The organism is Leclercia sp. UBA1284 (genome assembly GCF_002308415.1).
In the GTDB taxonomy this organism is placed as follows: Bacteria; Pseudomonadota; Gammaproteobacteria; order Enterobacterales; family Enterobacteriaceae; genus Enterobacter; species Enterobacter pneumoniae.
On the sequence record NZ_DBUS01000006.1, the window covers coordinates 2,281,165 to 2,306,259 of the forward strand.

The window sequence follows — 25,095 nt, forward strand, 5'->3', positions numbered from 1 at the left end:
ATATCCTCGTCATACTACGCCGTGAAGTCCGCTTTGTCGTGGCCGGGTTAATGGATAAGATTCTGATTTACGCCCAGCCAGTCGGCGATGCCCTGCGCCGCATGCCGTCCTTCGGCCATGGCAGTCACCACCAGGTCAGCACCGCGAACCGCATCGCCACCGGCGAAAATTTGCGGGTTACTGGTCTGATAACGGTAACGGCTGTCGACGCCGGCGACAATCCGTCCCCACTCATCCACGGCCACCCCCTGCGCCTGCAGCCACGCCGCGGCATGCGGAGTAAAGCCAAAGGCCATGATTACCGCATCGGCAGGGATCACGAATTCACTGCCGGCAATCGGCACCGGACGCCGCCGCCCCTCGCCATCCGGCTCGCCAGGCTGGGTGCGCAGTAGACGAACTCCGTTGACCCGTCCGCTGTCATCCAGCGCCAGCGCCACCGGCTGGACGTTGAATTCAAAGGCGGCCCCCTCCTCTTTGGCATTTTTCACCTCTTTACGGGAACCGGGCATGTTGGCTTCGTCGCGACGGTAGGCGCAGGTGACGTTTGCCGCCCCCTGACGCAGAGCGGTACGCACACAGTCCATCGCCGTATCGCCGCCCCCCAGTACCACCACGTTGAGCCCGGCGGTATCGATAAAGGGATCGGCCACCGAGGCGGGCAGCCCCATAAGCTGACGGGTATTGCCCACCAGATACGGCAGCGCATCGTAAACACCCGGCGCCTCTTCGTTAGGGATGCCGGCTTTCATCGACCGCCAGGTGCCGACTCCGATAAAGAGCGCATCATACTCCCGCTGAAGTTCAGCCATCGACACATCCTTACCCACCTCGCAATTGAGTACAAAACGGATCCCCATCGCGGTAAAGATGTCGCGACGGCGGGCCAGCAGCGACTTATCCAGTTTGAACGCCGGAATGCCAAAGGTCAGCAAACCACCAATCTCCGGGTGACGATCGTAGACGGTCACGCTAAAGCCACGGCGCACCAGCGCGTCTGCGCAGGCTAACCCCGCAGGCCCGGCACCGATAATGGCCACACGTTTATCGACCGGCACCACCTGGCTGAGATCGGGCCGCCAGCCTTTCGCCAGCGCCTGGTCAGAAATATAACGTTCAAGGTTGCCGATGGTGACCGCGCCGGACGCCTCGCGCACCGTGCAGGCCCCTTCGCAAAGTTTGTCCTGCGGGCAGACTCGCCCGGTGATCTCCGGCAGGCAGTTGGTCTGGTGTGATAACTCGACCGCCGCCTCGATATCACCGGCTTTTACCCGCTCAATCCACTGCGGGATATGGTTGTGCAGCGGACAGGTCCATTCACAAATCGTGTGCTCGCCGCAGGTAAGACAGCGCGATGCCTCCCGCTGCGCCTGCTCTGTTCGAAATGGCAGATAAATTTCTGCAAAGTTGCCCACGCGCGCCTCAGGGCTGAGCTTATCCGGCTCGCCACGCGGGCTAAGCGCCTGCAGCTGCGCCCGCTTTCCGCCGGCTTTCACCGCCGCCGGGGCAATCCCTTTCCATGGCTGCGCCTCATGACTCGCCGTACGCAGTCTGCGCGCGCGGGAGAGTTGATTCAGTGCGTCAGGGGTGGCAAGCGTCAGGACATCTGCCGGGCAGTTTTCCACGCAGGCTGGCCCCTGCGGTCGTCCGGCACAGAGATCGCACTTCTGCGCGGTGGCTTCACCCTGGGCGGTAACCACGATGTCCATCGTGCCAAAGGGGCAAGCCACGACGCAGGCTTTGCAGCCAATACAGCGCTGTTGATCCACCTGCACGCTGTCATTTTCGCGGGCGATGGCCCCGTTCGGACAGCTCTGGATGCAGGGAGCATTTTCGCAGTGATGGCAGGTGACGGTGTTGAAGCGGCTCCCCTCTTTCACCACGGTGATTCGTGGCGTGAATTCCCGCTGACTCAGCGCATGTTGTTCATTATGATGTGCCATCACGCAGGCGACTTCGCAGGCGTGACATCCGATACATTGCTGGCTGTTGGCCATAATAAAATGATTCATAGCGACACCGGCCTGGTCATTAACCTTATTTTATACAGGGGTTAAGTATTTACGCACCGGGGCGGGTTCAGGCAATGTTCATATGCCCAGAAACGCGAACTTTCTGCCCTGAACCTGAGTGAGATCAAATATATTTTGCGTAAAGGGAATAGCGTTTCCTTCGGCTGGCGCAGTCGCGCCGGACCTTTGTTCAGACATCATTCAGGAAGCCATGTGTGATAGTAAAACGACCCGTCTCGCGAAGCCTTGCCCGGGCATTCATCTCCATTATTGTGTTATCGGTCCTGTCCAGCGCCGTGGCGCTATTGACCCTTGCCAGCAGCCAACGCGATGCAGAAGCCATTAACATTGCCGGCTCCCTGCGTATGCAGAGCTATCGTCTTGGCTACGAGCTGCAGCGTGGTGGGAGCGATCTGCATGAGCACTTGCTTACCTGGCAAAACACGCTGAATGCGCCAGCGTTAACATCGCTGGATAAGTGGTATGTGCCGGAGGAGGTAAAGCAGCGCTATCATCAGTTGCAGGCGGCATGGCAGGTGATGAATGAGCAGTTATTGCAGGGCAACGAGGCGTGGTACCAGGCGCATATCGAAGAGTATATCGGGCGAATGGATGCCTTTGTGCTTTCACTGCAACATTATGCCGAACACAAGATGCAGCTGGTGGTGATCATTTCGCTGGCGGGCGGCGGCGGGATCCTGCTGTTGGTCTTTATCACGCTGCGTCGCATTCGCCGCCAGGTCGTCGCCCCGCTCAACCATCTGGTAAGCTCCAGCCTGCAGATTGAACAAGGCCGCTTTGATACCCCCGCTCCGGACAGCGATCTGCCCAACGAGCTGGGCCTGCTGTCACGTACCTTTAACCATATGGCCGAGGAGTTGCACACTCTGTACCGCTCCCTGGAAAGCTCCGTGGAAGAGAAAACCCATCATTTGCATGAGGCCCACCAGCAGCTGGAGATGCTTTTCACCTGTTCACAGGCCCTGAATGCCAGCCAGACAGACAGCCACTGCTTTCGCCACATTTTGCAAATTGTGAAGGCGCATACCGGCATGCGCTATCTGGCGCTAAGCACCAGCGACGGCTGGCAGATGAGTGAGGGTTACAAAAGCGATCGTTTACCCATGCAGCAGTTGCCGGTGGTGATGCAGGAGACGCGATTTGGTGAACTCTGTTGGCAAAACGAGCACGGCACGGTATCAGGGCCGCTGATGAAAAGCGTGGCCACGATGCTGGGGCGCGGCATCTATGTGAACCAGTCGCAGAAGCACTTCCAGCAACTGCTGTTGATGGAGGAGCGTGCCACCATTGCCCGGGAATTGCACGACTCGCTGGCCCAGGTACTCTCTTATTTACGCATTCAGCTGACGTTGTTAAAACACGCCGTACCGGAGGAGAACCAGCCGGCGCAGACCATTATTAGCGACTTCTCGCGAGCGCTGAACGATGCCTGGCTTCAGTTACGCGAACTGCTGACCACCTTCCGCCTGACGCTCAATCATGCCAACCTCCCCGCGGCGCTCCAGGAGTCGCTGGATGGCTTACAAAGCCAGACCCGCGCGAAACTCTCTTTAGATTGTCGTCTCTCCTCTCTCGCCCTCGATGCGCAAAAGCAGGTGCACCTGCTGCAGATTGTGCGCGAAGCGGTGCTGAACGCCATTAAGCATGCGCAGGCCAGTGAGATTGCCGTCGCCTGCGTGACCACCGCCAGCGGCGAGCACATCGTTTCTATTCGCGATAACGGGATTGGGATTGGCGATGCCAGCGAACCCCCTGGCCATTACGGGCTCAATATCATGCGCGAACGCGCCCTGCGACTGGGCGGTAGCCTGCACTTCTCGCGTCCGGCGGAGGGGGGAACTCAGGTGGAGGTGCGTTTTCCGCAGTGAGCCGTGCAAAGGGTAAATAAGCGTAAATAACCCTCGCATCTCATTAGAACGCCACGTGCGTGCGTAATACTCAGCCGCACAGGAGGCGCGATTGCGCTGTAAACGCGCATGATAATTTACACTATCTCCTTATTTTCTCCACGTTTGACATCCGCCTTGCCGCTAGAGTGATGCGGGCAATGTACAATAACAATTCGACGCTAAATGAGGTCCTGGTTCAATGGCGAATTTTTTCATCGATCGCCCCATTTTTGCCTGGGTACTGGCAATCTTATTATGCCTGACCGGCACCCTGGCCATTTTTTCACTTCCTGTTGAGCAATATCCCGATCTGGCACCGCCGAATGTGCGTATTACTGCCAACTATCCGGGGGCGTCGGCACAGACGCTGGAAAATACGGTCACCCAGGTTATCGAGCAGAATATGACCGGCCTCGATAACCTGATGTATATGTCTTCCCAGAGCAGCGCTACCGGTATGGCAACGGTCACGCTGAGCTTTTCCGCCGGCAGCGATCCCGACGAAGCGGTGCAACAGGTGCAAAACCAGCTGCAGTCAGCCCTGCGTAAACTGCCCCAGGCGGTGCAGAATCAGGGGGTGACGGTGCGTAAAACCGGGGACACCAATATCCTGACCATCGCCTTCGTCTCTACCGATAACTCAATGGATAAGCAGGACATCGCCGACTACGTCGCCAGTAATATTCAGGATCCGCTGAGCCGTATTAACGGCGTGGGGGATATCGACGCCTACGGCTCACCATACTCCATGCGCATCTGGCTTGACCCGGCGAAACTGAACAGCGTTCAGATGACGGCGAAAGATGTGACCGACGCTATCGAGTCGCAAAACGCCCAGATTGCCGTTGGCCAGTTGGGCGGAACGCCCGCCATCGACAAGCAGGCGCTGAACGCCACCATCAATTCGCAATCATTACTGCAGACACCGCAGCAGTTCCGGGACATCACGCTGCGCGTGAATCAGGACGGCTCCGAGGTGCGCCTCGGCGACGTGGCGACGATTGAGATGGGTGCCGAGAAATATGACTATCTTAGCCGGTTCAACGGCAATGCGGCCTCCGGGCTGGGGGTGAAACTGGCGTCGGGGGCCAACGAAATGGCCACCGCCAAACTGGTCATCGACCGCCTCGATGAACTGTCGCATTTCTTTCCCCACGGGCTCGAATACAAGGTCGCGTACGAAACCACCTCCTTCGTAAAAGCCTCTATCGAGGACGTGGTCAAAACGCTGCTGGAAGCCATCGCGCTGGTGTTCCTCGTGATGTATCTGTTCCTGCAAAACTTCCGCGCCACCCTCATTCCAACCATCGCCGTACCTGTGGTACTGATGGGGACCTTCTCCGTGCTTTATGCCTTTGGCTACAGCATTAACACCCTGACGATGTTCGCTATGGTGCTGGCGATAGGGCTACTGGTCGATGACGCCATTGTGGTGGTGGAGAACGTCGAACGCATCATGAGCGAGGAGGGGCTCTCCCCACGGGAGGCCACCCGAAAATCGATGGGACAGATCCAGGGGGCGCTGGTGGGTATCGCCCTGGTGCTGTCGGCCGTCTTTGTGCCAATGGCCTTCTTTGGCGGCACTACGGGGGCTATCTATCGCCAGTTCTCCATTACCATTGTCTCGGCAATGGTACTGTCCGTGCTGGTGGCGATGATCCTGACCCCTGCCCTCTGCGCTACCCTGCTTAAGCCGCTACACAAAGGCGAGCATCACGGGCAAAAAGGCTTGTTCGGGTGGTTCAACCGCATGTTCAATCGCAACGCGGCACGCTATGAAGCGGGCGTGGGGCGAGTTTTGCAGCACAGTCTGCGCTGGATTGTGGTGTACGTGCTGCTGCTGGGCGGAATGGTGTTCCTGTTCCTGCGCCTGCCCACCTCATTTTTACCTCTGGAAGACCGCGGCATGTTTATTACCTCGGTGCAGCTTCCCAGCGGTGCGACGCAGCAGCAGACGCTGAAAGTGGTGCAGCAGGTCGAACAGTATTTCTTCACCAAAGAGAAAGAGAACGTCGTGTCGGTGTTTGCCACGGTCGGCTCTGGCCCTGGCGGCAACGGGCAGAACGTGGCACGTATGTTTGTACGCCTGAAAGATTGGGAGCAACGTGATGCGAAAACTGGCACCTCGTTTGCCATTATCGAGCGTGCCACCAAAGCGTTCAGTCGGATTAAAGAAGCGCGCGTCTTTGCCAGCAGCCCGCCGGCCATCAGCGGCCTGGGCAGCTCCGCCGGTTTTGATATGGAGTTGCAGGATCACGCCGGTGCAGGGCATGACGCCCTGATGGCGGCACGCGATCGCCTGCTGGAGCTGGCCGGGGAAGAGCCCAACCTGACCCGCGTACGCCACAACGGCCTTGATGACAGCCCCCAGCTGCAGATCGATATCGATCAGCGTAAAGCGCAGGCACTGGGCATCTCTATTGATGATATCAACGACACGCTGCAGACCGCGTGGGGCTCCAGCTACGTGAATGATTTTATGGATCGTGGCCGCGTGAAGAAGGTCTACGTGCAGGCGGCCGCCAAATACCGCATGCTACCGGAGGATATCAACCTCTGGTACGTACGCAATAAAGAGGGCAGCATGGTGCCCTTCTCCGCCTTCGCTACGTCACGCTGGCAAACCGGCTCGCCGCGCATGGAGCGCTACAACGGCTATGCGGCAGTGGAAATTGTCGGGGAAGCCGCGCCAGGCGTCAGTACCGGTACGGCAATGGATGTGATGGAAGGGCTGGTCAGTCAGCTTCCGGCAGGCTTCGGGCTGGAGTGGACGGCCATGTCGTATCAAGAACGCCTCTCCGGCGCGCAGGCGCCTGCGCTCTATGCGCTGTCGCTGCTGGTCGTCTTCCTCTGTCTGGCCGCGCTCTATGAGAGCTGGTCAGTTCCCTTCTCGGTCATGCTGGTGGTGCCGCTGGGGGTAATTGGCGCCCTGCTGGCCACCTGGATGCGCGGGCTGGAGAACGACGTCTACTTCCAGGTCGGGTTGCTGACGGTTATTGGGCTATCGGCGAAGAACGCCATATTGATCGTCGAATTTGCTAACGAGATGAATGAGAAGGGCCAGGATCTGGTAGCCGCTACGCTGGATGCGTGCCGTCAGCGATTGCGTCCAATTCTGATGACCTCGCTGGCGTTTGTGTTCGGCGTACTGCCGATGGCAACCAGTTCCGGTGCCGGTTCGGCAAGTCAGCATGCGGTAGGGACCGGCGTAATGGGCGGGATGATCGCGGCCACGATACTTGCCATCTACTTTGTACCGCTCTTCTTTGTACTGGTACGCCGTCGCTTCCCGCTAAAAGCGCGCCCGGAATAAGGCATTAGAAATAAAAAAGGCGGCCTCACTAGCCGCCTTTTTTGTGTGCTTTTGTGCACACTATCATTATTTTACAACCAAGTGCTTTTTGCTGTTCTTCCTGAATTTCATTTACGAAGCATGACTTCGATAAAATCTTTCCAGTTCCCCAGTTCACGTTCAATCATAACAACCTCTCTTATTATTATGGGCATTTTACGAGAATATATCGACAATGTGAAGAATCTTTAATCAATCACTGCGATTGCCCCACCCTGCTATCACAGGGCTTGTAAGTAATATGGAGGGAGAACGATAAACTTTATGTGACGTAATGCAATATTTTGAAACAACCCTGATTTAAGTCGATGAAATAAATCCAGGCCGTTTTGCCAGGCTTTTATTTGATTCTGTAGGGCTATGCAGCGGGAGTGAAAGAATATTCATTATTTCCCTTAAGCAGCGGTGCGTAGCGTGTTTAAATAAAGTCATAAACTGAATGTGTTATATTTGTGCATCACTAACATATTCGAAAATACTGTGCGTTTGAGCATAATTAATACAAAAGGATTCACCATGACCCAGCTCTATGGCATCAAAAATTGCGATACCATCAAAAAAGCACGCCGCTGGCTTGAAGATAACAATATTGACTATCGTTTTCACGACTATCGCGTGGACGGACTGGATGCAGATTTGCTGCAAAAATTTATCGCTGAACTGGGTTGGGAAGCGTTGCTGAACACCCGAGGGACGACCTGGCGTAAGCTGGATGAGAGCCTGCGCGCCAGCATTAATAACGCCGACAGCGCGGCGGCACTGATGATTGAAATGCCTGCAATCATTAAACGCCCATTGCTCTGGACGCCAGGTCAGCCTATGCTGCTGGGCTTTAGTGATTCCAGTTACCAACGCTATTTTGACGAGGTGTAGTTTATGTCATGCCCGGTCATTGAGCTGACTCAGCAGCTTATTCGCCGCCCCTCCCTCAGCCCGGACGACGCTGGTTGTCAGGCGCTAATGATAGAACGCCTGCGCGCTATCGGCTTCACCGTTGAAGCGATGGATTTTGGCGATACGCAAAACTTCTGGGCGTGGCGTGGCGAGGGCGAAACCCTGGCCTTTGCCGGACACACCGACGTGGTGCCTGCGGGCAACGCCGACCTCTGGATCAACCCGCCTTTCGAACCCACCATCCGCGACGGTATGCTGTTTGGTCGCGGCGCGGCAGACATGAAAGGCTCGCTGGCGGCCATGGTTGTGGCGGCTGAACGCTTTGTCGCTCAGCATCCGAACCATAAAGGCCGTCTGGCATTTCTGATCACCTCTGATGAAGAGGCCAGCGCTAAAAACGGCACCGTGAAGGTAGTCGAAACCCTGATGGCGCGTAATGAACGCCTGGACTACTGCCTGGTGGGTGAGCCCTCCAGCACCGAAGTGGTGGGGGATGTGGTGAAAAATGGCCGTCGGGGCTCACTCACCTGCAACCTGACCATCCACGGCGTGCAGGGCCATGTTGCCTACCCACACCTGGCCGATAACCCGGTACACCGCGCAGCCCCTATGCTCAACGAGCTGGTGGGTATCGAGTGGGACAAAGGCAATGAGTACTTCCCGCCCACCAGCATGCAGATTGCCAACATCCAGGCCGGAACCGGCAGTAACAACGTGATCCCGGGCGATCTGTTCGTTCAGTTTAACTTCCGCTTCAGCACCGAGCTGACCGACGAGATGATCAAAGCCCGCGTGGCCGCGCTGTTGGATAAATATGCGCTGCGCTACAGCGTGGATTGGTGGCTCTCAGGCCAACCTTTCCTGACCGGACGCGGCAAGCTGGTCGATGCGGTCGTTAACGCTATCGCGCACTATAATGAAATTAAACCGCAGCTACTTACCACGGGCGGCACATCCGATGGGCGCTTTATCGCCCGTATGGGTGCGCAAGTGGTAGAACTTGGGCCAGTGAACGCCACCATTCATAAAATCAATGAATGCGTGAATGCGGCTGATTTACAGCTACTGGCTCGTATGTATCAACGTATCATGGAGCAGCTCATCGCCTGATGAGTGTTCTGTAAAAGGAAAAGCGAATGGACTGGCTGGCAAAATACTGGTGGATTCTGGTGTTGGTTTTCCTGGTGGGCGTGCTGATCAATGTCATCAAAGATCTGAATCGCGTGGACCACAAGAAATTCCTCGCCAACAAACCCGACCTCCCGCCGCATCGTGATTTTAACGATAAGTGGGATGATGACGACGACTGGCCGAACAAAGACCAGAAGAAGTGAAAATCAGCCCTCTCCCCACCGGGAGAGGGCTTTTTATTACAAGAACTCTACGATGTCATCGTCGTTAGGCTTACCGCCGCTCAGCGCTTCGTCAAAATAGTGCTTCGGTACGGTAAAACGCAGATGGTCCAGTGCGAACTGCATACTGCGATCGTCGATGGCGTGACCCAGATCTTCAACGATATCCAGCGTCACATCTCCTCCCGCCCGCAGCAGTGCCTCCTGGGCGTCGACGGCGTGCGATAACTCAATGATCCGGTCTTCACCACCGTGAATCAGATGGATGGTCGTGGCGGTATCGGCATGTTGCGGCAGGGTGGCGTAGCGGCCATTAAAGGCAATCACCCGTGATGCCAGCCCCGGCTCTGCTTTTATACTTTCCAGCGACATAATTGAGCCCTGCGAGAAACCAATCAGCGCGGTGGCATTTGCTCCCACCCCACTCTGCTGTTGCCAGTAATGCACCGTTTCGAGAAATCGCGGCATGATGGCGTCCACCCGCCCCTGACGGCTCTCTTCGGTCACGCCCTGCACGGCGAACCACTGGCGGCCGTTCGGGCCGCACGGCTCTGCGCCACCGATGCTGACAATAAGCGCATCCGGGAAATGCGGCGCAAACCAGGATCCGATCTGCGCCATGTTAGCCGCGCTATCGCCTACGCCATGAAACAGCAGCAATAATTGTTTTGCCGGTTGCACCGGGCTTTGAACAACAAAATGATCATGTTTCATGGCACTCTCCTTATTTGATGAACCCGATTTTACGCCTGATGGGCATATTAACCATGCCAGTTCATTGAAGAAGTCATTGAAAAAATTGCCATTGCAATATGTCGTTTTTGAGCTGCTGGCTACGCGGCAGATCCTGCTGCGCCAGTGTCTGGCCGGTTTCGGCGCGCAACCGCGCTAACAGCGCTTTACGCCCGTTTAGCCCCAGCCTGCGGCTCATTTCGCCCTCCTCCAGCTGCAGCTCGATTTTGCCCCTTAAAGCCTCCAGCGGTGCTGAGGTGGCATTTAACAGCCGGGTGAGGCTGCCCACAGAGGCGGAAAACGGGCGATGAGCCCAGGCGAATCCCGCCAGCTCCAGCCAGTCATCATCCGTAAGGGTAGCCGACTCAAGCGTCTCTACCGGGATCTTTTCACCGTTCCAGCGCTCAATGATGCGGGCATCCCGGCGCAGGCGTTGATGCTCATGCGCGCAAAGCGCTCGCCCTGCATCGCTGAGGGGACGTATCGCCATGGCGCTGTAGCAGCCGCTGCTCGCCTCCCGGTGGCTGCCTATTCGTACCAGCACAAAACCGCAGCGCTGCCAGAAGCGCCAGAGCTCCTCGGTATAGCCGAAGCTGACCGAGAGGTAATCGACCGTTGCGCTGGCCGCCGCGCTGGCAATCAGCGCCTGACCGAGCCCCTGCCGCTGGTGGCCAGGATGGACGGCCACCCGGGTTATTCGTCTGCCGCTGAGGGTCGCGGCAAGCGGCGAACCGCCATGTGCCGCCAGAGACTGCGCCACCAGATTACCGCGCGGACGCCGGTACCCGGCCCAGACCGCCCGGCTGAGTCCCGGCCCTAAGCCGCCTTCATCGACCAGCCACACTGCCCCCGTTACGCGATCCCCCGTGCAGGCGACGGTAAAGTGTTGGCCCGGAGCATCCATCATCCGCCGTAAGTCGAGCGGCGAGGTACGATAATGGGCGGCACACAGGAGCTTATAGACCGCGGATGGCCGCGCGGGGGCAGAGAGCCAGGCTTCCGGCTCAAGGGGTAAAAAACGGACCTCGCCCTGCGCAGGCTCACTGTCAGGGCGATCGTCAAACAGCAGCACCTCATCGATAAAGCGCTCCAGAGGACAGCCGACGGCCCAGCGCATCGGCTCGGAAAGCGGGAAATAGCGCAGCCCGGCAAAGCGAGCGCAGAATTTCAGTAAAAATCCCCGGCCTGTGCCTTCGTACCCCTGTACGGTCGTGGTTAACAGTACCTGCGGAAACCGACTCACCAGCTGTTCCAGGAGCGGGCCGGGGATGGCGGCAGCTTCGTCAACAATGAGCCAGTCAGCCACTTGCCCTGAGGCCAGCAGCGCGTCCGGCGCCATAAAGTGAAAGTGCTTATCGGCGAAGTGGGCAATAACGTCCGTGGCGCCTCTGGACGGTGCCGTCACGATTGCGTTGCCGGTAATACGTTGCAGTAGCATGCCCGCCAGCGCCGATTTTCCTCGCCCGCGGGGGGCAGTGACGGCGGTGATGCCTGGGGGTTGGGTCAGTAAACGCTCGAGAATTTGCGCCTGCTCGCGCTGGGGTTCACCGCTGGCGGGTTGCCAGGGGATCGCTGACGGTAGGTCCGGAAGGATCAACGGGTCGCCCTGCTGCCACAGGAGCACCTGCGGATCGGCAGCGAGGTGGCGACAAAAGTGCTGCACGAAACGCGGTGTAGCAATTGGCTCGGCGCTGTCGCTCCAGCGCACGGCGTCTTGATCAGGTTGGGATGGCCACTGTGTTAAAGGGGGCGTCAGCAGGACCAGCAGACTGCCGGCGCGCAGTGTGCCGCAGAGCGCCGCCAGGGCGGCCACGTCAAAGCCGTAACGTGCATCAAACACGGCGTGAAGATGCTCTCGACCCAGCAGGTTGCTTAATGCCTGCGGGGCGCAGGCGTTCGGAACCGGCGCGTTATTGCCCACCCAAAGCCAGTCGCCGGCAAGCGTATCGCAAAGGGTGAGCGCCTGCTGCTGCGCCCACTCATCTTCACCGCTAACCACCAGCAGAAGCCGGTGCCCGGCACGCGTCAACTGCAGTTGAAACCGGGATAATGCCTCAACGCCCTCAGACATTACATTGCGCGGCCAAAGGTATTGCACTGCGCCGGGTCACCGCTATCGAAACCGCGTTTGAACCAGGTGTAGCGCTGCTGCGAGCTGCCGTGAGTGAAGCTATCGGGGACGACGTGCCCCTGGCTTTGCTGCTGCAGGCGATCATCACCAATGGCTTCGGCGGCGTTGAGCGCCTCTTCCAGGTCGCCCGCTTCCAGCACGCCTTGCTGCTGCATATTGTGTCCCCACACGCCGGCGTAGCAGTCGGCCTGTAGCTCCATCCGCACCGACAGCGCGTTTACTTCAGTCTGGCTGGCATTTTGCTGCAGCTGACGCACCTTTGGCTCGATACCCAGCAGCTTCTGCACGTGGTGCCCGACTTCATGGGCAATAACATAGCCCTGAGCGAAATCGCCATCGGCGCCCAGTTTTGATTTCATGTCATCATAAAAAGAGAGATCGATATAGACGGTCGAATCGGCCGGGCAGTAGAACGGCCCCATTACCGACTGGCCGGTGCCGCATCCGGTGCGCGTGGCGCCGCGATACATCACCAGTTTCGGCTGCTGATAGGTCCGGCCCATTTTGTCGAACAGCTGGCTCCAGGTGTCTTCGGTCGTGGCCAGGATCACCGAAGTGAATTTTGCCGCTTCGTCCTCATTAGGGCTAATGGAACGCTGCGACTGCTGCTGTTCCATCGGTTGGCCGGTGAGTAAACCGGTCAGGTCGACGCCGTAGTACCCTGCTACCAGCACCACCACCAGCAGAACCAGCCCCCCTTTACCGCGAGGTAAGCGAAAGCCCGGGCCGCCCATCATCGGACCGCCACCACCGCTGCGCCTGTCTTCTACATTGTCACTTTCACGACGCCCTTGCCAGCGCATATCCCACCTCAATAATATCGCATTGATAATATGTCTGATCGTAGGCGTTTAAGGGAAAGATTACCACAGGCAACACGGATGAAACGTCAGAGGCAGGTATCTACCTCTGACGGAAAAGCGGGGATTAATCGAGGTTCACACCCAGACGATGGGCAACGGCTTCATAGGCTTCAACTACGCCACCCAGGCTCTGGCGGAAGCGGTCTTTGTCCATTTTATCCAGGGTCTCTTTATCCCACAGACGGCTACCGTCTGGCGAGAATTCATCGCCCAGTACCACTTCGCCTTTATAAAGTCCGAATTCCAGTTTGAAGTCGACCAGAATCAGGCCGGCGTCATCGAAGAGTTTTTTCAACACGTCGTTGGCTTTGAAGGTCAGCTCCTGCATGCGCGCCAGATTCTCTTTGCTCACCCAGCCAAAGGTTTCGCAGTAAGACTCGTTCACCATAGGGTCGTGCATCGCATCGTTTTTCAGGAACAGGTCGAACAGTGGCGGGTTCAGTTCGATACCCTCTTCAACGCCCAGACGTTTCACCAGGGAGCCAGCGGCACGGTTACGGACTACGCACTCAACCGGAACCATATCCAGTTTCTTCACCAGACATTCCGTATCGGACAGCAACGCTTCCATCTGCGTCGGAATACCCGCTTCCGCCAGTTTGCTCATAATGAAATAGTTAAACTTGTTGTTCACCATCCCTTTACGATCGAACTGCTCAATGCGCGCGCCATCTCCTGCTGACGTATCATTGCGGAACTCGAGCACCAACAGATCGGGATTTTCCGTGCTGTATACGGTTTTCGCTTTGCCACGATACAACTCAGCTTGCTTCTGCATCTTCTCTACTCCTGGTGTGATGATTTGTGTACAAAACCCGGCGTATTATGCCACGCACACGTTTGCGTAGCACTAAAATAAAAAGGGCTGGATAAACCAGCCCCTTTTTTTATTTGCTGAATGCGGCCTGGAAGGCAGCAACCAACGCATCGTTTTGCGACTGGGTCAGCGTATGCCCTTTCGGGTCGATAAATTGCAAACTACTGCGGTTATCCAGATCCCCTACCTGCAACTTATAGTCGCCGGCTGCGAGGCCTGGGTCACGCGCGCCAAGCTCTTCCCAGCTGCTATCGGAAAGCGGCTTGTAGGTCACCGCCATGCTGCCGGTAGAGCGGGTGCTGTCGTTGACCTTCATCCCTACGCGCTCCAGCGTCGACGGCAGACGTTGCCAGACCTGGTTGAACGGACCACGTACCACGAGCATAGGCAGGCCAGTATCGTCTGCAGCGCTCTGTACATCGAAGGTGGCGCCGTTACGGCTCTGCGCCGCGTTCGCCGCGTCGGTAGCGTTTTTATCGAGGCCCGCAGAGATCACGTTCAGCATCTCGGCGCTGTAGCGCTGCAGAGAAGCAGCATCAGCAACCGGTTTACCCGCCTGCTCCAGGTTCAACAGTTTGACCACCACGGCCTGCTGATAACCCTGAGCCTTAACAGAGACTTGATAACGACCACGGTACTGCTGATCTTCATCCAGACGGTTCCATTCGATCCAGTCCGTTGTCAGCGTCTGGCTGGCATCATCACGTTTATCGATGGTGTAGTTCTTCGCCTGCAGCACGCTAACTACCTGTGGCCACAGGTTAGCGTTACGCGCGCTTTCAACCTGCAGGGTGGCGGTATCACCGGTAAACTGCGTGCGCGCACCGCTCACCAGCGCCAGCGGCTGTGCCGGCGGACGGATATCCAGCGCTTTACCCACCGCGCCACTGCCATTGGTGACAGGAATGGTGTAATCGCCATTCTCAACCGGCAGGATCATGCCCGCAGGAGCATGAAGTTCAGCAAGCGGCGTAGCATCCAGGTAGGATTCGTCACCGCTCACCTGGCGTTTATAGCGTGAATCTGAGCTACAGGCCGCAAGCAGCATAACAAGCGAAACACCCGCAACCTTCGCCAGGCGCGATTTCTGTACTGAGTAAGCCATCAAATCTCCCTAAACTTTACAGCAAACCAGCATGCTTCAACGCGCCGGTAACCACTTCACGACCATGGTCGGTGATGGGGGTCATCGGCAGACGCAGCGTGTCAGTTGCTACAAGTCCCAACTCCTTACATGCCCATTTCACTGGGATCGGATTGGGTTCGACAAATAATTTATTGTGCAGCGGCATCAGACGCTGGTTGATCAACCGTGCTTCCTGGAAATGCCCTGCGGCAGCCAGTTTGCACATTTCAGCCATATCACGGGCCGCGATGTTTGAGGTCACGGAAATGACCCCATGACCACCGAGCTGCATAAAGTCCAGCGCAGTGGCATCATCACCGCTGAGCAGGATGAAGTCGTCTGAAACCAGCTCTTTGATCTGGTGAACACGGCTTAAGTTCCCGGTCGCCTCTTTAATCGCAATAATATTTTTTACTTTGGCGAGACGGCCCACGGTTTCTGGCAGCATATCGCAGCCAGTACGCGACGGCACATTATACAGGATTTGCGGCAAGTCAGTATGTTCGGCGATAGCTTTGAAGTGCTGGAACAGACCTTCCTGGGTAGGACGGTTGTAGTATGGTGTTACCGTCAGGCAACCCACAACGCCGCTGTCGTTAAAACGCTGCGTCAGGCTGATGGCCTCAGCAGTAGCATTGGCGCCAGTTCCGGCAATGACCGGGATGCGGCCGTCAGCCAGTTCAAGGGTCATCAATACGACATCGCCATGCTCATCGTGGCTCAGCGTGGCAGATTCACCGGTAGTCCCTACCGATACAATCGCCGAGGTTCCGCTGGCGACATGATAATCAATCAGTTTCTTCAGGCTTGACCGGCAGACATTACCTTTTTCATCCATCGGTGTAACAATCGCGACAATACTTCCCGTGAACATGGGCCATCCTCAATGCGTGCAAGAGCCTCAATGGTACGTTTGGAACTGTAATAAAAGCAAGCGACCTGAGGCCCCCAGGTTGTTGTATGCCGGTTTTTTTTATGCTTTCCTTAGTAAGACTTAACCACGCAAAGGAAGAACAGGTTTGACAACCCCATCACAACATTACCTGGTTATCACTGCGCTGGGTGCCGACAGGCCTGGTATTGTGAACACCATCACCCGTCACGTCAGTAGCTGCGGCTGTAACATTGAAGATAGCCGGCTGGCGATGCTGGGCGAAGAGTTCACGTTTATTATGCTGCTTTCCGGGTCATGGAACGCCATTAACTTAATTGAGTCGACGCTGCCGATGAAAGGGGCTGAGCTGGACCTGCTCATCGTCATGAAGCGCACCACTGCACGCCCTATTCCGGCCATGCCCGCAACCGTCTGGGTGCAGGTCGAGGTGAATGACTCTCCGCATTTAATCGAACGTTTCACTGCGCTGTTCGACAGCCATCAAATGAATGTCGCAGAGCTGGTTTCTCGCACGCAGCCCGGAAAAGATGAGAATGCCCCACGGCTGTTCATTCAGATTACCGCTCATAGCCCCGCCTCGCACGATGCGTCAAATATCGAGCAAGCGTTCAAAGCCCTATGTACAGAATTGAATGCGCAAGGCAGTATAAACGTCGTCAACTATTCACAGCATGAACAGGATGGAGTTGAGTAATGAATCCACTGAAAGCCGGTGACATCGCACCGAAATTTAGCTTGCCCGATCAAGACGGTGAGCAAGTAAATTTGGCCGACTTCCAGGGACAGCGTGTTCTGGTCTATTTCTACCCGAAAGCCATGACGCCAGGCTGTACCGTACAAGCGTGCGGTTTACGCGATAACATGGACGGTTTGAAAAATGCAGGCGTTGACGTGCTGGGTATCAGCACTGACAAGCCTGAAAAGCTCTCTCGCTTCGCCGAAAAAGAGCTGTTGAACTTCACGCTGCTTTCCGACGAAGACCACAAAGTTTGCGAAAGCTTTGGCGTCTGGGGTGAGAAATCCTTTATGGGGAAAACCTATGACGGCATCCATCGTATCAGTTTCCTGATTGATGCCAACGGCAAAGTCGAACATGTGTTTGACGATTTTAAAACCAGCAATCACCATGACGTGGTGCTTAACTGGCTAAAAGAGAACGCCTGATTTAAAACAAAACGGCAACCCCGAGGTTGCCGTTTTCCATGTTGAGGCTCGCTACTCTTCTACCGCAGGAACATCTGGCCATGCGTGCACCACGGCCTTGATGAGCGTCGCCAGTGGAATTGCAAAGAACACGCCCCAGAATCCCCATAGCCCGCCAAAAATCACCACCGACAGAATAATCACCAGCGGATGCAGGTTCACCGCTTCAGAGAAGAGCACCGGGACCAGCAGATTGCCATCCAGCCCCTGGATAATCAGATACACCGCGAAGCAGCTCCAGAACTCAGTACCCAGGCCAAACTGGAATAGCGCGACCCCGACCACCGGAATCGTCACCACAAATGCCCCGATGTAGGGGATCAGCACCGAGAAGCCGACCAGCACTGCCAGCAGCAACGAATAGTTGAGCCCAAAGATGACGAAGCCAATCCAGGTCGCCACACCCACTACAATCATCTCCAGCACTTTGCCGCGAATGTAGTTCGTGATTTGCTGATTCATCTCTTGCCATACCTGCCCTGCCAGCCCGCGATTCCGCGGCAGTACGCGGCGTACCGCGTTGAGCATCTGCTCTTTATCCTTCACCAGGAAGAAGACCATCAGCGGCACCAGAACCAGATAAACCGCCAGCGTCAGCAGCCCGACCAGCGAGGCGAGGGAAAATTTCACTACCGTATCCCCCATCGTCATGATGCGGGTACGCACATTTTCCGCCATGGCATCAATGATGCCCGCGTCCATTAGCGCCGGATAGCGGCGCGGCAAGGTAGCGGCAAAATCGGAGAGCTTGCTGAGCATACCGGGCATATCACGTATCAGGTAGATGCCCTGCTGCCAGGCAATAGGCAGGACCACAAAGGACATTAGCAGTAAGATTCCGACAAAGAGCACCAGCACGATGGTGCTTGCCCAGCGGCGAGAGCAGCCGATATGTTCCAGACGAACGGTAGGCCACTCCAGAAGATAGGCCAGAACGATGGCGACCAGCAGCGGTGCTAAAAGTCCGCTAAAGAAGAAGAGAATGCCAAACCCGGCAACAAGAATAACCAACAAAGCAATGGCTTCCGGATCGCTAAAACGCCGGCGATACCACTGCATCAATAACTCAAGCATACAGTCCTTACCTGGGGAGGTGGCGAGAGAGAACAGGCGAATTGTATCGAAGAGTCGTTGAAAAGACTTTCGCTTTTTATCGTCTTGTCGCAAAACGCAAAAGCTGAGACGGGGGATTTTCTTATCGCCCCGACACGGCTACACTCGCAAAGCAGCCGCTGGTGAACGATATACGGGTTCGCCGGTCAAAATAGCACACCCAACAGACAGGACCGAGGTTATGTTCAGGCAGTTGAAAAAAACGCTGGTTGCAACGCTTATCGCTGCTCTGACCGTGGGTCAGATGACGCCAGCCTTTGCCGATTCGGCCGATTCATTGCCGGATATGGGCACCTCAGCAGGAAGCACGCTCTCCATTGGCCAGGAGATGCAGATGGGCGATTTTTATGTCCGCCAGCTTCGTGGCAGCGCGCCGTTGATCAACGATCCCCTGCTGGTGCAGTACATTAACTCACTGGGCATGCGGCTGGTCTCCCATGCTGATTCAGTGAAGACACCGTTCCACTTCTTTTTGATCAACAACGACGAGATCAACGCCTTCGCCTTCTTTGGCGGTAACGTGGTGTTGCACTCGGCGCTGTTCCGCTATGCCGATAACGAAAGCCAGCTGGCGTCGGTGATGGCGCACGAAATCTCCCACGTTACCCAGCGTCACCTGGCTCGGGCCATGGAAGATCAAAAACGTAGCGCCCCGCTGACCTGGGTTGGTGCGCTGGGTTCGATCCTGCTGGCAATGGCAAGCCCCCAGGCCGGTATGGCCGCCCTGACGGGTACGCTGGCGGGCACCCGCCAGGGGATGATCAGCTTTACCCAGCAAAACGAACAGGAAGCCGACCGTATCGGTATTCAGGTGTTACAACGCTCTGGCTTTGATCCGCAGGCTATGCCCACCTTCCTTGAAAAATTGCTCGACCAGGCGCGTTACTCCTCCCGTCCGCCCGAAATCTTGCTGACTCACCCCCTGCCTGAGAGCCGCCTCTCCGATGCCCGTAACCGTGCCAATCAGATGCGTCCGGTGGTGGTGCAGTCTTCAGAAGATTTTTACATGGCGAAGGTGAGAACGCTCGGGATGTATAACTCTGGTCGTAATCAGTTAACCAGCGATCTGCTCGACAGCTGGGCTAAAGGGAATGTGCGCGAACAGCGCGCGGCGCAGTATGGCCGGGCCCTGCAGGCGATGGAGGCGAGTAATTACGTTGAGGCACGCAAAAATCTGCAGTCTTTGCTGACGGCTGAACCGGGCAATGCCTGGTATCTCGACCTCGCCACCGACATCGATTTGGGCCAGAAACGCGCCACAGAGGCGATTAATCGCCTGAAGGGCGCCCGCGATCTGCGCAACAATCCGGTGCTGCAACTCAACCTGGCGAATGCTTACTTACAGGGTGGTCAGCCGCAGGAGGCGGTGACCATCCTCAATCGCTATACCTTCAGTTATAAAGACGACCCCAACGGCTGGGATCTGCTGGCGCAGGCCGAAGCGGCGCTGAATCATCGCGATCAGGAGCTGGCCGCGCGCGCCGAAGGTTATGCCCTTGCCGGACGCCTGGATCAGGCCATCTCGTTGCTGAGCAGCGCCAGCTCGCAGGCGAAGCTGGGGAGCCTGCAGCAGGCGCGCTACGATGCCCGTATCGATCAGTTGCGACAGTTACAACAGCGCTACCGCCCGTATGAAAAGATGTAAAAAGGAGAACAGATGACTAACGCGGTAAAGATCTACCATAACCCTCGCTGCTCCAAGAGCCGCGAAACGTTAAGCTTGCTGCAATCGAACGGTATTGAACCAGACGTGGTGCTTTATCTTGAGACGCCGCCGGATGCCGACACGATCAAGGCGCTGCTGCAAATGTTGGGAATGGGTAGCGCACGTGAACTGATGCGCCAGAAAGAGGAGCTCTATAAATCGCTCAACCTGGCTGACAGCCACCTGAGCGAAGCCGCGCTAATCCAGGCGATGGTAGAGAACCCGAAACTGATTGAGCGGCCGATTGTGGTCGCGAACGGTAAAGCGCGTATCGGACGCCCGCCGGAACAGGTACTGGATATCGTCAAGTAAGAAGAGGTCAACCCGGCAGTCGGCCGGGTTCAGAGCGCCAGAATATCTTTTACGAAAGGAATAGTCAGCTTTCGCTGGGCGGTAATAGAGGCATGATCCAGCTTGTCGAGCGTGACAAACAGCGTGCGCATTTCACGATCCAGCCGCTTCAGCAAGAAGCGCCCCACATCTTCCGGCAGTTCAAAACCTCTCAGCCGCGCCCGCAGTTGCAAAGCCTGCAGTTTGTCTTCGTCTGACAGCGGTTGCAGCTTATAGATCTGTCCCCAGTCCAGTCGCGACGCCAGATCCGCCAGCCCCAGATTCAACTGGCGCGGAGGACGATCGCCGGTGATCAACAGCCGGGTGTTACCGGATTCAAGGATGCGGTTGTAGAGATTAAAGATCGCCATCTCCCAGAGTTCATCACCCGCCACGCACTCAATATTGTCGATACAGACCAGGGAAAGCTGCTCCATACCATCAAGCACTTCGGGTACAAACCAGGTGCGTTTATCGAGCGGAACGTAACCCACGGCGTCACCACGCTGAGAGAGCTCAGCACAGGCTGCGTGCAGTAAATGGCTGCGGCCCGCACCTTCGCGCGACCAGATATAGATGTAACCGCTATGGTCCTGGCGCAGCACGTTTTGCAGTGCAGCCAGTAAAGAGGGGTTATCACCCGGCCAGAAACTGGCAAACGTTTCGTCGTCGGGTAAATAAAGTGGCAAAGAGAGCTGTGCCGGTGCGTTCAGAAATACCTCAACCAGGTCTTACTCGTAATCGGCAAAGAGTTTAGCACGGAACATGCAGGGAGAGAACCGGGCGGAACGGCCGCCCGGTTTATCGATCAATGTGCGGATTTTTCGCTCTCTTCCGCATCCAGAACTACCTCTTCTGGACGCAGAACCGAGATCGCTTTGAAGATCAGGCTCAGGGCGATGCCGACAATCGTGGCCAGCGCCATCCCTTTCAGCTCTGCGGCGCCGATGTGTACCTTCGCACCGCTCACGCCGATGATCAGAATCACGGAGGTCAGGATCAGGTTCTGCGCTTTGCTGTAATCGACTTTGGATTCGATCAGGACGCGGATACCGGATGCGCCAATCACGCCGTACAGCAGCAGCGACACGCCGCCCATTACCGGAACCGGGATAATCTGAATCGCCGCAGCCAGCTTACCCACGCATGAAAGCAGAATGGCGATGATGGCCGCGCCGCCAATTACCCAGGTGCTGTAGACGCGGGTGATCGCCATAACGCCGATATTCTCACCGTAGGTGGTGTTTGGCGTGGAGCCGAAGAATCCGGAAATCATGGTCGACAGGCCGTTCGCAAACATTGAGCGATGCAGGCCAGGGTCGCGGATAAGATCGCGCTTAACGATATTCGCCGTGACCACCAGGTGGCCGACGTGCTCCGCAATCACCACCAGCGCAGCAGGCAGGATGGTGAAGATAGCGAACCACTCGAAGCGCGGAGTATAGAAGGTTGGCAGAGCGAACCAGTGCGCCTGGGCAATAGGGGTGGTATCCACAACTCCCATTGCGAAGGAGAGCGCATAACCCGCCAGCACGCCGATCAAAATCGGGATTATGGCCATAAAGCCACGGAACAGCACGGAACCAAATACCGTTACACCCAGCGTGACCAGCGAGATGATAATGGTTTTAGAATCCGGCGATTGTCCCTCAGCAGGGAGTAATCCCGCCATATTGGCCGCCACGCCTGCCAATTCCAGACCGATGACGGCCACGATCGCCCCCATCGCCGCAGGCGGGAACATGACGTCCAGCCAGCCGGTACCGGCTTTCTTCACAATGAAAGAGACCAGACAGAACAGCACGCCACACATGATAAAGCCGCCCAGCGCCACTTCATAACCCAGCGGCAGCAACAGCAGCACCGGAGAGATAAATGCAAAGCTGGAACCCAGGTAAGCCGGGATTTTACCTTTACAGATGAAGAGGTAAAGCAAGGTGCCGACACCGTTAAACAGCAGCACGGTAGCCGGGTTAATGTGGAACAGGATGGGCACCAGCACGGTTGCGCCAAACATGGCAAACAGGTGCTGCAAACTAAGCGGGATCGTCTGTAAAAGCGGCGGTCTTTCACTCACCCCGATAGCACGGCGCGTCATAGTGTTGTCCTCTGAGTAATGATTATTGTGGGTGTTGTATTCAAAAAAAAGCCGACTATCAAAGTCGGCTTCTTTATCGTTATTCGATTACTTAGTACCAAAAATCTTGTCGCCGGCATCGCCAAGCCCCGGGATAATGTACCCGTGCTCGTTCAGCCCCTGATCAACGGACGCGGTATAGAGCTCGACGTCCGGGTGCGCTTTTTCCAGTGCCGCGATACCTTCCGGTGCCGCCACCAGAACCAGCACTTTAATGCTGCTGCAGCCCGCTTTTTTCAGCAGGTCGATAGTGGCGATCATCGAACCGCCGGTCGCCAGCATCGGGTCAACGACCAGCGCCATACGCTCGTCGATGTTGGAAACCAGCTTCTGGAAGTACGGCACGGGCTCCAGGGTCTCTTCGTCACGGTAGATACCCACTACGCTAATACGTGCGCTGGGTACGTGCTCCAGAACGCCTTCCATCATGCCCAGACCTGCGCGCAGGATCGGCACAACGGTAATTTTTTTACCTTTGATCTGCTCAACCTGCACCGGGCCGTTCCAGCCTTCGATGGTCACTTTTTCGGTTTCGAGATCGGAGGTCGCTTCGTATGTCAGTAAGCTGCCCACTTCAGAGGCCAGTTCGCGAAAACGTTTCGTGCTGATGTCATGCTCACGCATCAGGCCCAGCTTGTGTTTTACCAGCGGGTGTTTCACTTCAACAATCTTCATACTTTTCTCCTTCGGGGGTGGCAGCCACAAAAAAAATCGCCGGATTATACCGCTTTTTCGGGATTGCGCCATACCCAACTTGCTTGACGCAAATCAAGCAAAGTGTTCTGAGCATAAAAAAGCCGGAGAACAAGCTCCGGCTTTTTAACGGCATTTTGCCCGCTTATTCAATATTAGCGCCGTTGCTGGCAATTACCTGCTTATACCAGTCAAACGACTTTTTCTTACTGCGATTCAGGGTGCCATTGCCTTCGTTATCTTTATCTACAAAGATAAAGCCGTAGCGTTTTTTCATCTCACCGGTGCCAGCGGAGACCAGATCGATACAACCCCATGGGGTATAGCCCATCAGATCCACGCCATCCTCAATGACCGCTTTTTTCATTTCGCTAATGTGGGCAGAGAGATAATCAATGCGGTACTGATCGTTGACCGTGCCGTCACTCTCCTGCACGTCGATAGCCCCGAAGCCGTTCTCAACAATAAAGAGCGGTAACTGATAGTGATCCCAGAACCAGTTCAGGGAGTAACGCAGCCCCACCGGGTCAATCTGCCAGCCCCAGTCCGATTTTTGCACGTAAGGGTTGGAGACCAGACTCTTGCTCTCGTCGTAATCCAGCTGCGGGTTGTCGGGGGTCGCTTTGGTGGCAAACGACATGTAATAGCTGAAGCCGATGTAATCCACACAGCCCTGCTTCAGCGCAGCGATATCCCCGTCGGTGATATCCAGCGCGAAGCCGCGGCGCTCGAAGTAGTTGAGCAGATGTTGCGGATAGGCGCCGCGCACATGTACATCGGTAAACCAGTAGCGACGGTGCATCGCATTCATCGCCATCATCATGTCGTTTGGCGCGCAGGAGAACGGATAGATCGGGCACATGGCAATCATGCAGCCAATCTGCAGCGACGGGTTTATCTCCCGCCCTGCTTTCACCGCCAGCGCGCTGGCCACCAGCTCATAGTGCGCGGCCTGGAACATCACGGGCTCGCGCTCTTCTCCCGGCTGATATTTCAGGCCCGAGTTAGTAAAGGGGGCGAAGTCTTCATGGAAGTTAGCCTGGTTGTTGATCTCGTTGAAGGTCATCCAGTACTTCACTTTATGTTGATAACGGTCGAACACGACGCGGGCAAAGCGCACGAAGAACTCAATCAGCTTACGGTTGCGCCAGCCGCCATATTCGCTAACCAGGTGATACGGCATTTCAAAATGTGAGAGGGTAATAACCGGTTCGATGCCGTGCTTAAGGCACTCATCAAACAGATCGTCATAAAACTGCAGACCGGCCTCATTCGGGGTCTGCTCATCCCCTTTCGGGAAAATACGCGTCCAGGCGATAGAGGTGCGGAAACACGTAAAGCCCAGTTCGGCGAAGAGCTGAATATCGTCTTTATAGCGATGATAAAAATCGATGGCTTCGTGGTTAGGGTAATTTTTGCCCGGCAGCACGCCGTCGGTGATCTCACGCGGAACGCCATGCGCGCCGGCGGTCATGACATCTGCCACGCTTACGCCCTTGCCACCCTCCTGCCAGCCGCCTTCAAGTTGATGCGCCGCAACCGCGCCGCCCCACAGAAAACCCTCTTTAAATCCTGACATGCGATATCCCTCATTCAGCGTTAATTATCGGCAAAATTGAACACAGAAACCGGTTTCAGTGGAATGATGTTCATTCATCCTAACGGTTGCAAGAACAAGACTGTACCCGGTTTCATTTTCGTGAACAGTATCAACTTTGTACCGCCTCGCTGGCTGATGCAGAGCAAAAATCTTCATGCAAACTTCTGTTGCAGAATAGGCTCGCAAACGTTTGCCTGGACTGTTAGAATTGCGCCGATTTTTCTTACTAT

General features: G+C 56.2%; 22 protein-coding genes. 9 read left to right on the forward strand and 13 right to left on the reverse strand.

The features are described 5' to 3' along the window. Positions 1 to 47: 47 nt before the first annotated feature. Positions 48 to 2,012, reverse strand: coding sequence for a formate-dependent uric acid utilization protein AegA (aegA, locus tag B3511_RS14190; RefSeq protein ID WP_286783277.1), 1,965 nt, complete (start codon positions 2,010 to 2,012; stop codon positions 48 to 50). 215 nt (positions 2,013 to 2,227) lie between these two features. Between aegA and narQ the strand changes: the two genes are divergently transcribed. Then, positions 2,228 to 3,901 carry a nitrate/nitrite two-component system sensor histidine kinase NarQ gene (narQ, locus tag B3511_RS14195; protein WP_286783278.1) on the forward strand — a complete coding sequence of 558 codons (1,674 nt, stop codon included), beginning with the start codon at positions 2,228 to 2,230 and terminating at the stop codon, positions 3,899 to 3,901. Between the two features lie 220 nt (positions 3,902 to 4,121). Then, the gene (acrD, locus tag B3511_RS14200; RefSeq protein ID WP_286783279.1) at positions 4,122 to 7,235 is read left to right on the forward strand and encodes a multidrug efflux RND transporter permease AcrD; all 3,114 of its coding nucleotides are present in this window, start codon (positions 4,122 to 4,124) and stop codon (positions 7,233 to 7,235) included. Positions 7,236 to 7,342: 107 nt separating this feature from the next. Here acrD and ypfM read toward each other — a convergent pair whose 3' ends face one another. Continuing rightward, positions 7,343 to 7,402: a protein YpfM gene (gene ypfM / locus B3511_RS14205; protein ID WP_001386977.1), complete on the reverse strand. Its 60-nt coding sequence runs from the start codon at positions 7,400 to 7,402 to the stop codon at positions 7,343 to 7,345. Positions 7,403 to 7,790: 388 nt separating this feature from the next. Here ypfM and B3511_RS14210 point away from each other — a divergent pair, with 388 nt between their 5' ends. From B3511_RS14210 to B3511_RS14220, 3 genes are read left to right on the forward strand one after another with little or no spacing between them, the layout of a single operon-like run. After that, positions 7,791 to 8,147 carry an ArsC family reductase gene (locus B3511_RS14210; protein WP_040074564.1) on the forward strand — a complete coding sequence of 119 codons (357 nt, stop codon included), beginning with the start codon at positions 7,791 to 7,793 and terminating at the stop codon, positions 8,145 to 8,147. Between the two features lie 3 nt (positions 8,148 to 8,150). Further along, the gene (dapE, locus tag B3511_RS14215) at positions 8,151 to 9,278 is read left to right on the forward strand and encodes a succinyl-diaminopimelate desuccinylase (RefSeq protein ID WP_040074563.1); all 1,128 of its coding nucleotides are present in this window, start codon (positions 8,151 to 8,153) and stop codon (positions 9,276 to 9,278) included. 26 nt (positions 9,279 to 9,304) lie between these two features. Beyond that, the gene (locus tag B3511_RS14220) at positions 9,305 to 9,502 is read left to right on the forward strand and encodes a YpfN family protein (RefSeq protein WP_040074562.1); all 198 of its coding nucleotides are present in this window, start codon (positions 9,305 to 9,307) and stop codon (positions 9,500 to 9,502) included. A gap of 36 nt (positions 9,503 to 9,538) precedes the next feature. On the opposite strand, the gene ypfH is transcribed toward B3511_RS14220, so the two are convergent. The 6 genes from ypfH to dapA form a co-directional block, all read right to left on the reverse strand. Next, positions 9,539 to 10,234 carry an esterase gene (ypfH, locus tag B3511_RS14225; protein ID WP_286783280.1) on the reverse strand — a complete coding sequence of 232 codons (696 nt, stop codon included), beginning with the start codon at positions 10,232 to 10,234 and terminating at the stop codon, positions 9,539 to 9,541. A 73-nt stretch (positions 10,235 to 10,307) separates the two neighbouring features. Beyond that, positions 10,308 to 12,323: a tRNA(Met) cytidine acetyltransferase TmcA gene (locus B3511_RS14230; RefSeq protein ID WP_286783281.1), complete on the reverse strand. Its 2,016-nt coding sequence runs from the start codon at positions 12,321 to 12,323 to the stop codon at positions 10,308 to 10,310. Continuing rightward, on the reverse strand, positions 12,323 to 13,186 hold the full coding sequence (locus B3511_RS14235; protein ID WP_040074560.1) for a KPN_02809 family neutral zinc metallopeptidase: 864 nt from the start codon (positions 13,184 to 13,186) through the stop codon (positions 12,323 to 12,325). Before B3511_RS14235 ends, B3511_RS14230 begins: the two co-directional genes overlap by 1 nt. A 124-nt stretch (positions 13,187 to 13,310) precedes the next feature. Next, positions 13,311 to 14,024 (reverse strand): phosphoribosylaminoimidazolesuccinocarboxamide synthase, encoded by a 714-nt coding sequence (purC, locus tag B3511_RS14240; RefSeq protein ID WP_046884628.1) that lies wholly within the window; start codon positions 14,022 to 14,024, stop codon positions 13,311 to 13,313. Positions 14,025 to 14,133: 109 nt separating this feature from the next. Further along, a complete protein-coding gene (gene bamC / locus B3511_RS14245) occupies positions 14,134 to 15,168 on the reverse strand; it encodes an outer membrane protein assembly factor BamC (protein ID WP_040074558.1) in 1,035 nt (344 codons plus the stop codon). 16 nt (positions 15,169 to 15,184) lie between these two features. Then, entirely contained in the window at positions 15,185 to 16,063 is an 879-nt protein-coding gene (gene dapA, locus B3511_RS14250; protein WP_040074557.1) for a 4-hydroxy-tetrahydrodipicolinate synthase, read from the reverse strand. A 145-nt stretch (positions 16,064 to 16,208) separates the two neighbouring features. Between dapA and B3511_RS14255 the strand changes: the two genes are divergently transcribed. Continuing rightward, on the forward strand, positions 16,209 to 16,778 hold the full coding sequence (locus tag B3511_RS14255) for a glycine cleavage system transcriptional repressor (protein ID WP_286783282.1): 570 nt from the start codon (positions 16,209 to 16,211) through the stop codon (positions 16,776 to 16,778). Beyond that, entirely contained in the window at positions 16,778 to 17,248 is a 471-nt protein-coding gene (bcp, locus tag B3511_RS14260) for a thioredoxin-dependent thiol peroxidase (protein ID WP_040074555.1), read from the forward strand. The genes B3511_RS14255 and bcp overlap by 1 nt, the downstream gene beginning before the upstream one ends. A gap of 51 nt (positions 17,249 to 17,299) precedes the next feature. Here the strand turns inward: bcp and B3511_RS14265 are convergent, their stop codons facing one another. Next, the gene (locus B3511_RS14265; RefSeq protein WP_046884627.1) at positions 17,300 to 18,361 is read right to left on the reverse strand and encodes an AI-2E family transporter; all 1,062 of its coding nucleotides are present in this window, start codon (positions 18,359 to 18,361) and stop codon (positions 17,300 to 17,302) included. A gap of 220 nt (positions 18,362 to 18,581) precedes the next feature. Between B3511_RS14265 and bepA the strand changes: the two genes are divergently transcribed. Together bepA and arsC are read left to right on the forward strand one after the other, a co-directional pair. Further along, positions 18,582 to 20,045, forward strand: a complete 1,464-nt coding sequence (bepA, locus tag B3511_RS14270) for a beta-barrel assembly-enhancing protease (RefSeq protein ID WP_286783283.1) — start codon at positions 18,582 to 18,584, stop codon at positions 20,043 to 20,045. Between the two features lie 12 nt (positions 20,046 to 20,057). Then, entirely contained in the window at positions 20,058 to 20,417 is a 360-nt protein-coding gene (gene arsC / locus B3511_RS14275) for an arsenate reductase (glutaredoxin) (protein WP_040074551.1), read from the forward strand. A 29-nt stretch (positions 20,418 to 20,446) separates the two neighbouring features. Here arsC and B3511_RS14280 read toward each other — a convergent pair whose 3' ends face one another. The 4 genes from B3511_RS14280 to B3511_RS14295 form a co-directional block, all read right to left on the reverse strand. Further along, entirely contained in the window at positions 20,447 to 21,148 is a 702-nt protein-coding gene (locus B3511_RS14280) for a DnaA inactivator Hda (protein ID WP_216595799.1), read from the reverse strand. A 95-nt stretch (positions 21,149 to 21,243) separates the two neighbouring features. After that, on the reverse strand, positions 21,244 to 22,533 hold the full coding sequence (uraA, locus tag B3511_RS14285; protein ID WP_040074549.1) for a uracil permease: 1,290 nt from the start codon (positions 22,531 to 22,533) through the stop codon (positions 21,244 to 21,246). Between the two features lie 87 nt (positions 22,534 to 22,620). Continuing rightward, positions 22,621 to 23,247, reverse strand: coding sequence for a uracil phosphoribosyltransferase (gene upp, locus B3511_RS14290; protein WP_040074548.1), 627 nt, complete (start codon positions 23,245 to 23,247; stop codon positions 22,621 to 22,623). A gap of 163 nt (positions 23,248 to 23,410) precedes the next feature. Beyond that, on the reverse strand, positions 23,411 to 24,844 hold the full coding sequence (locus B3511_RS14295; RefSeq protein ID WP_286783284.1) for a 6-phospho-beta-glucosidase: 1,434 nt from the start codon (positions 24,842 to 24,844) through the stop codon (positions 23,411 to 23,413). Positions 24,845 to 25,095: the final 251 nt, after the last annotated feature.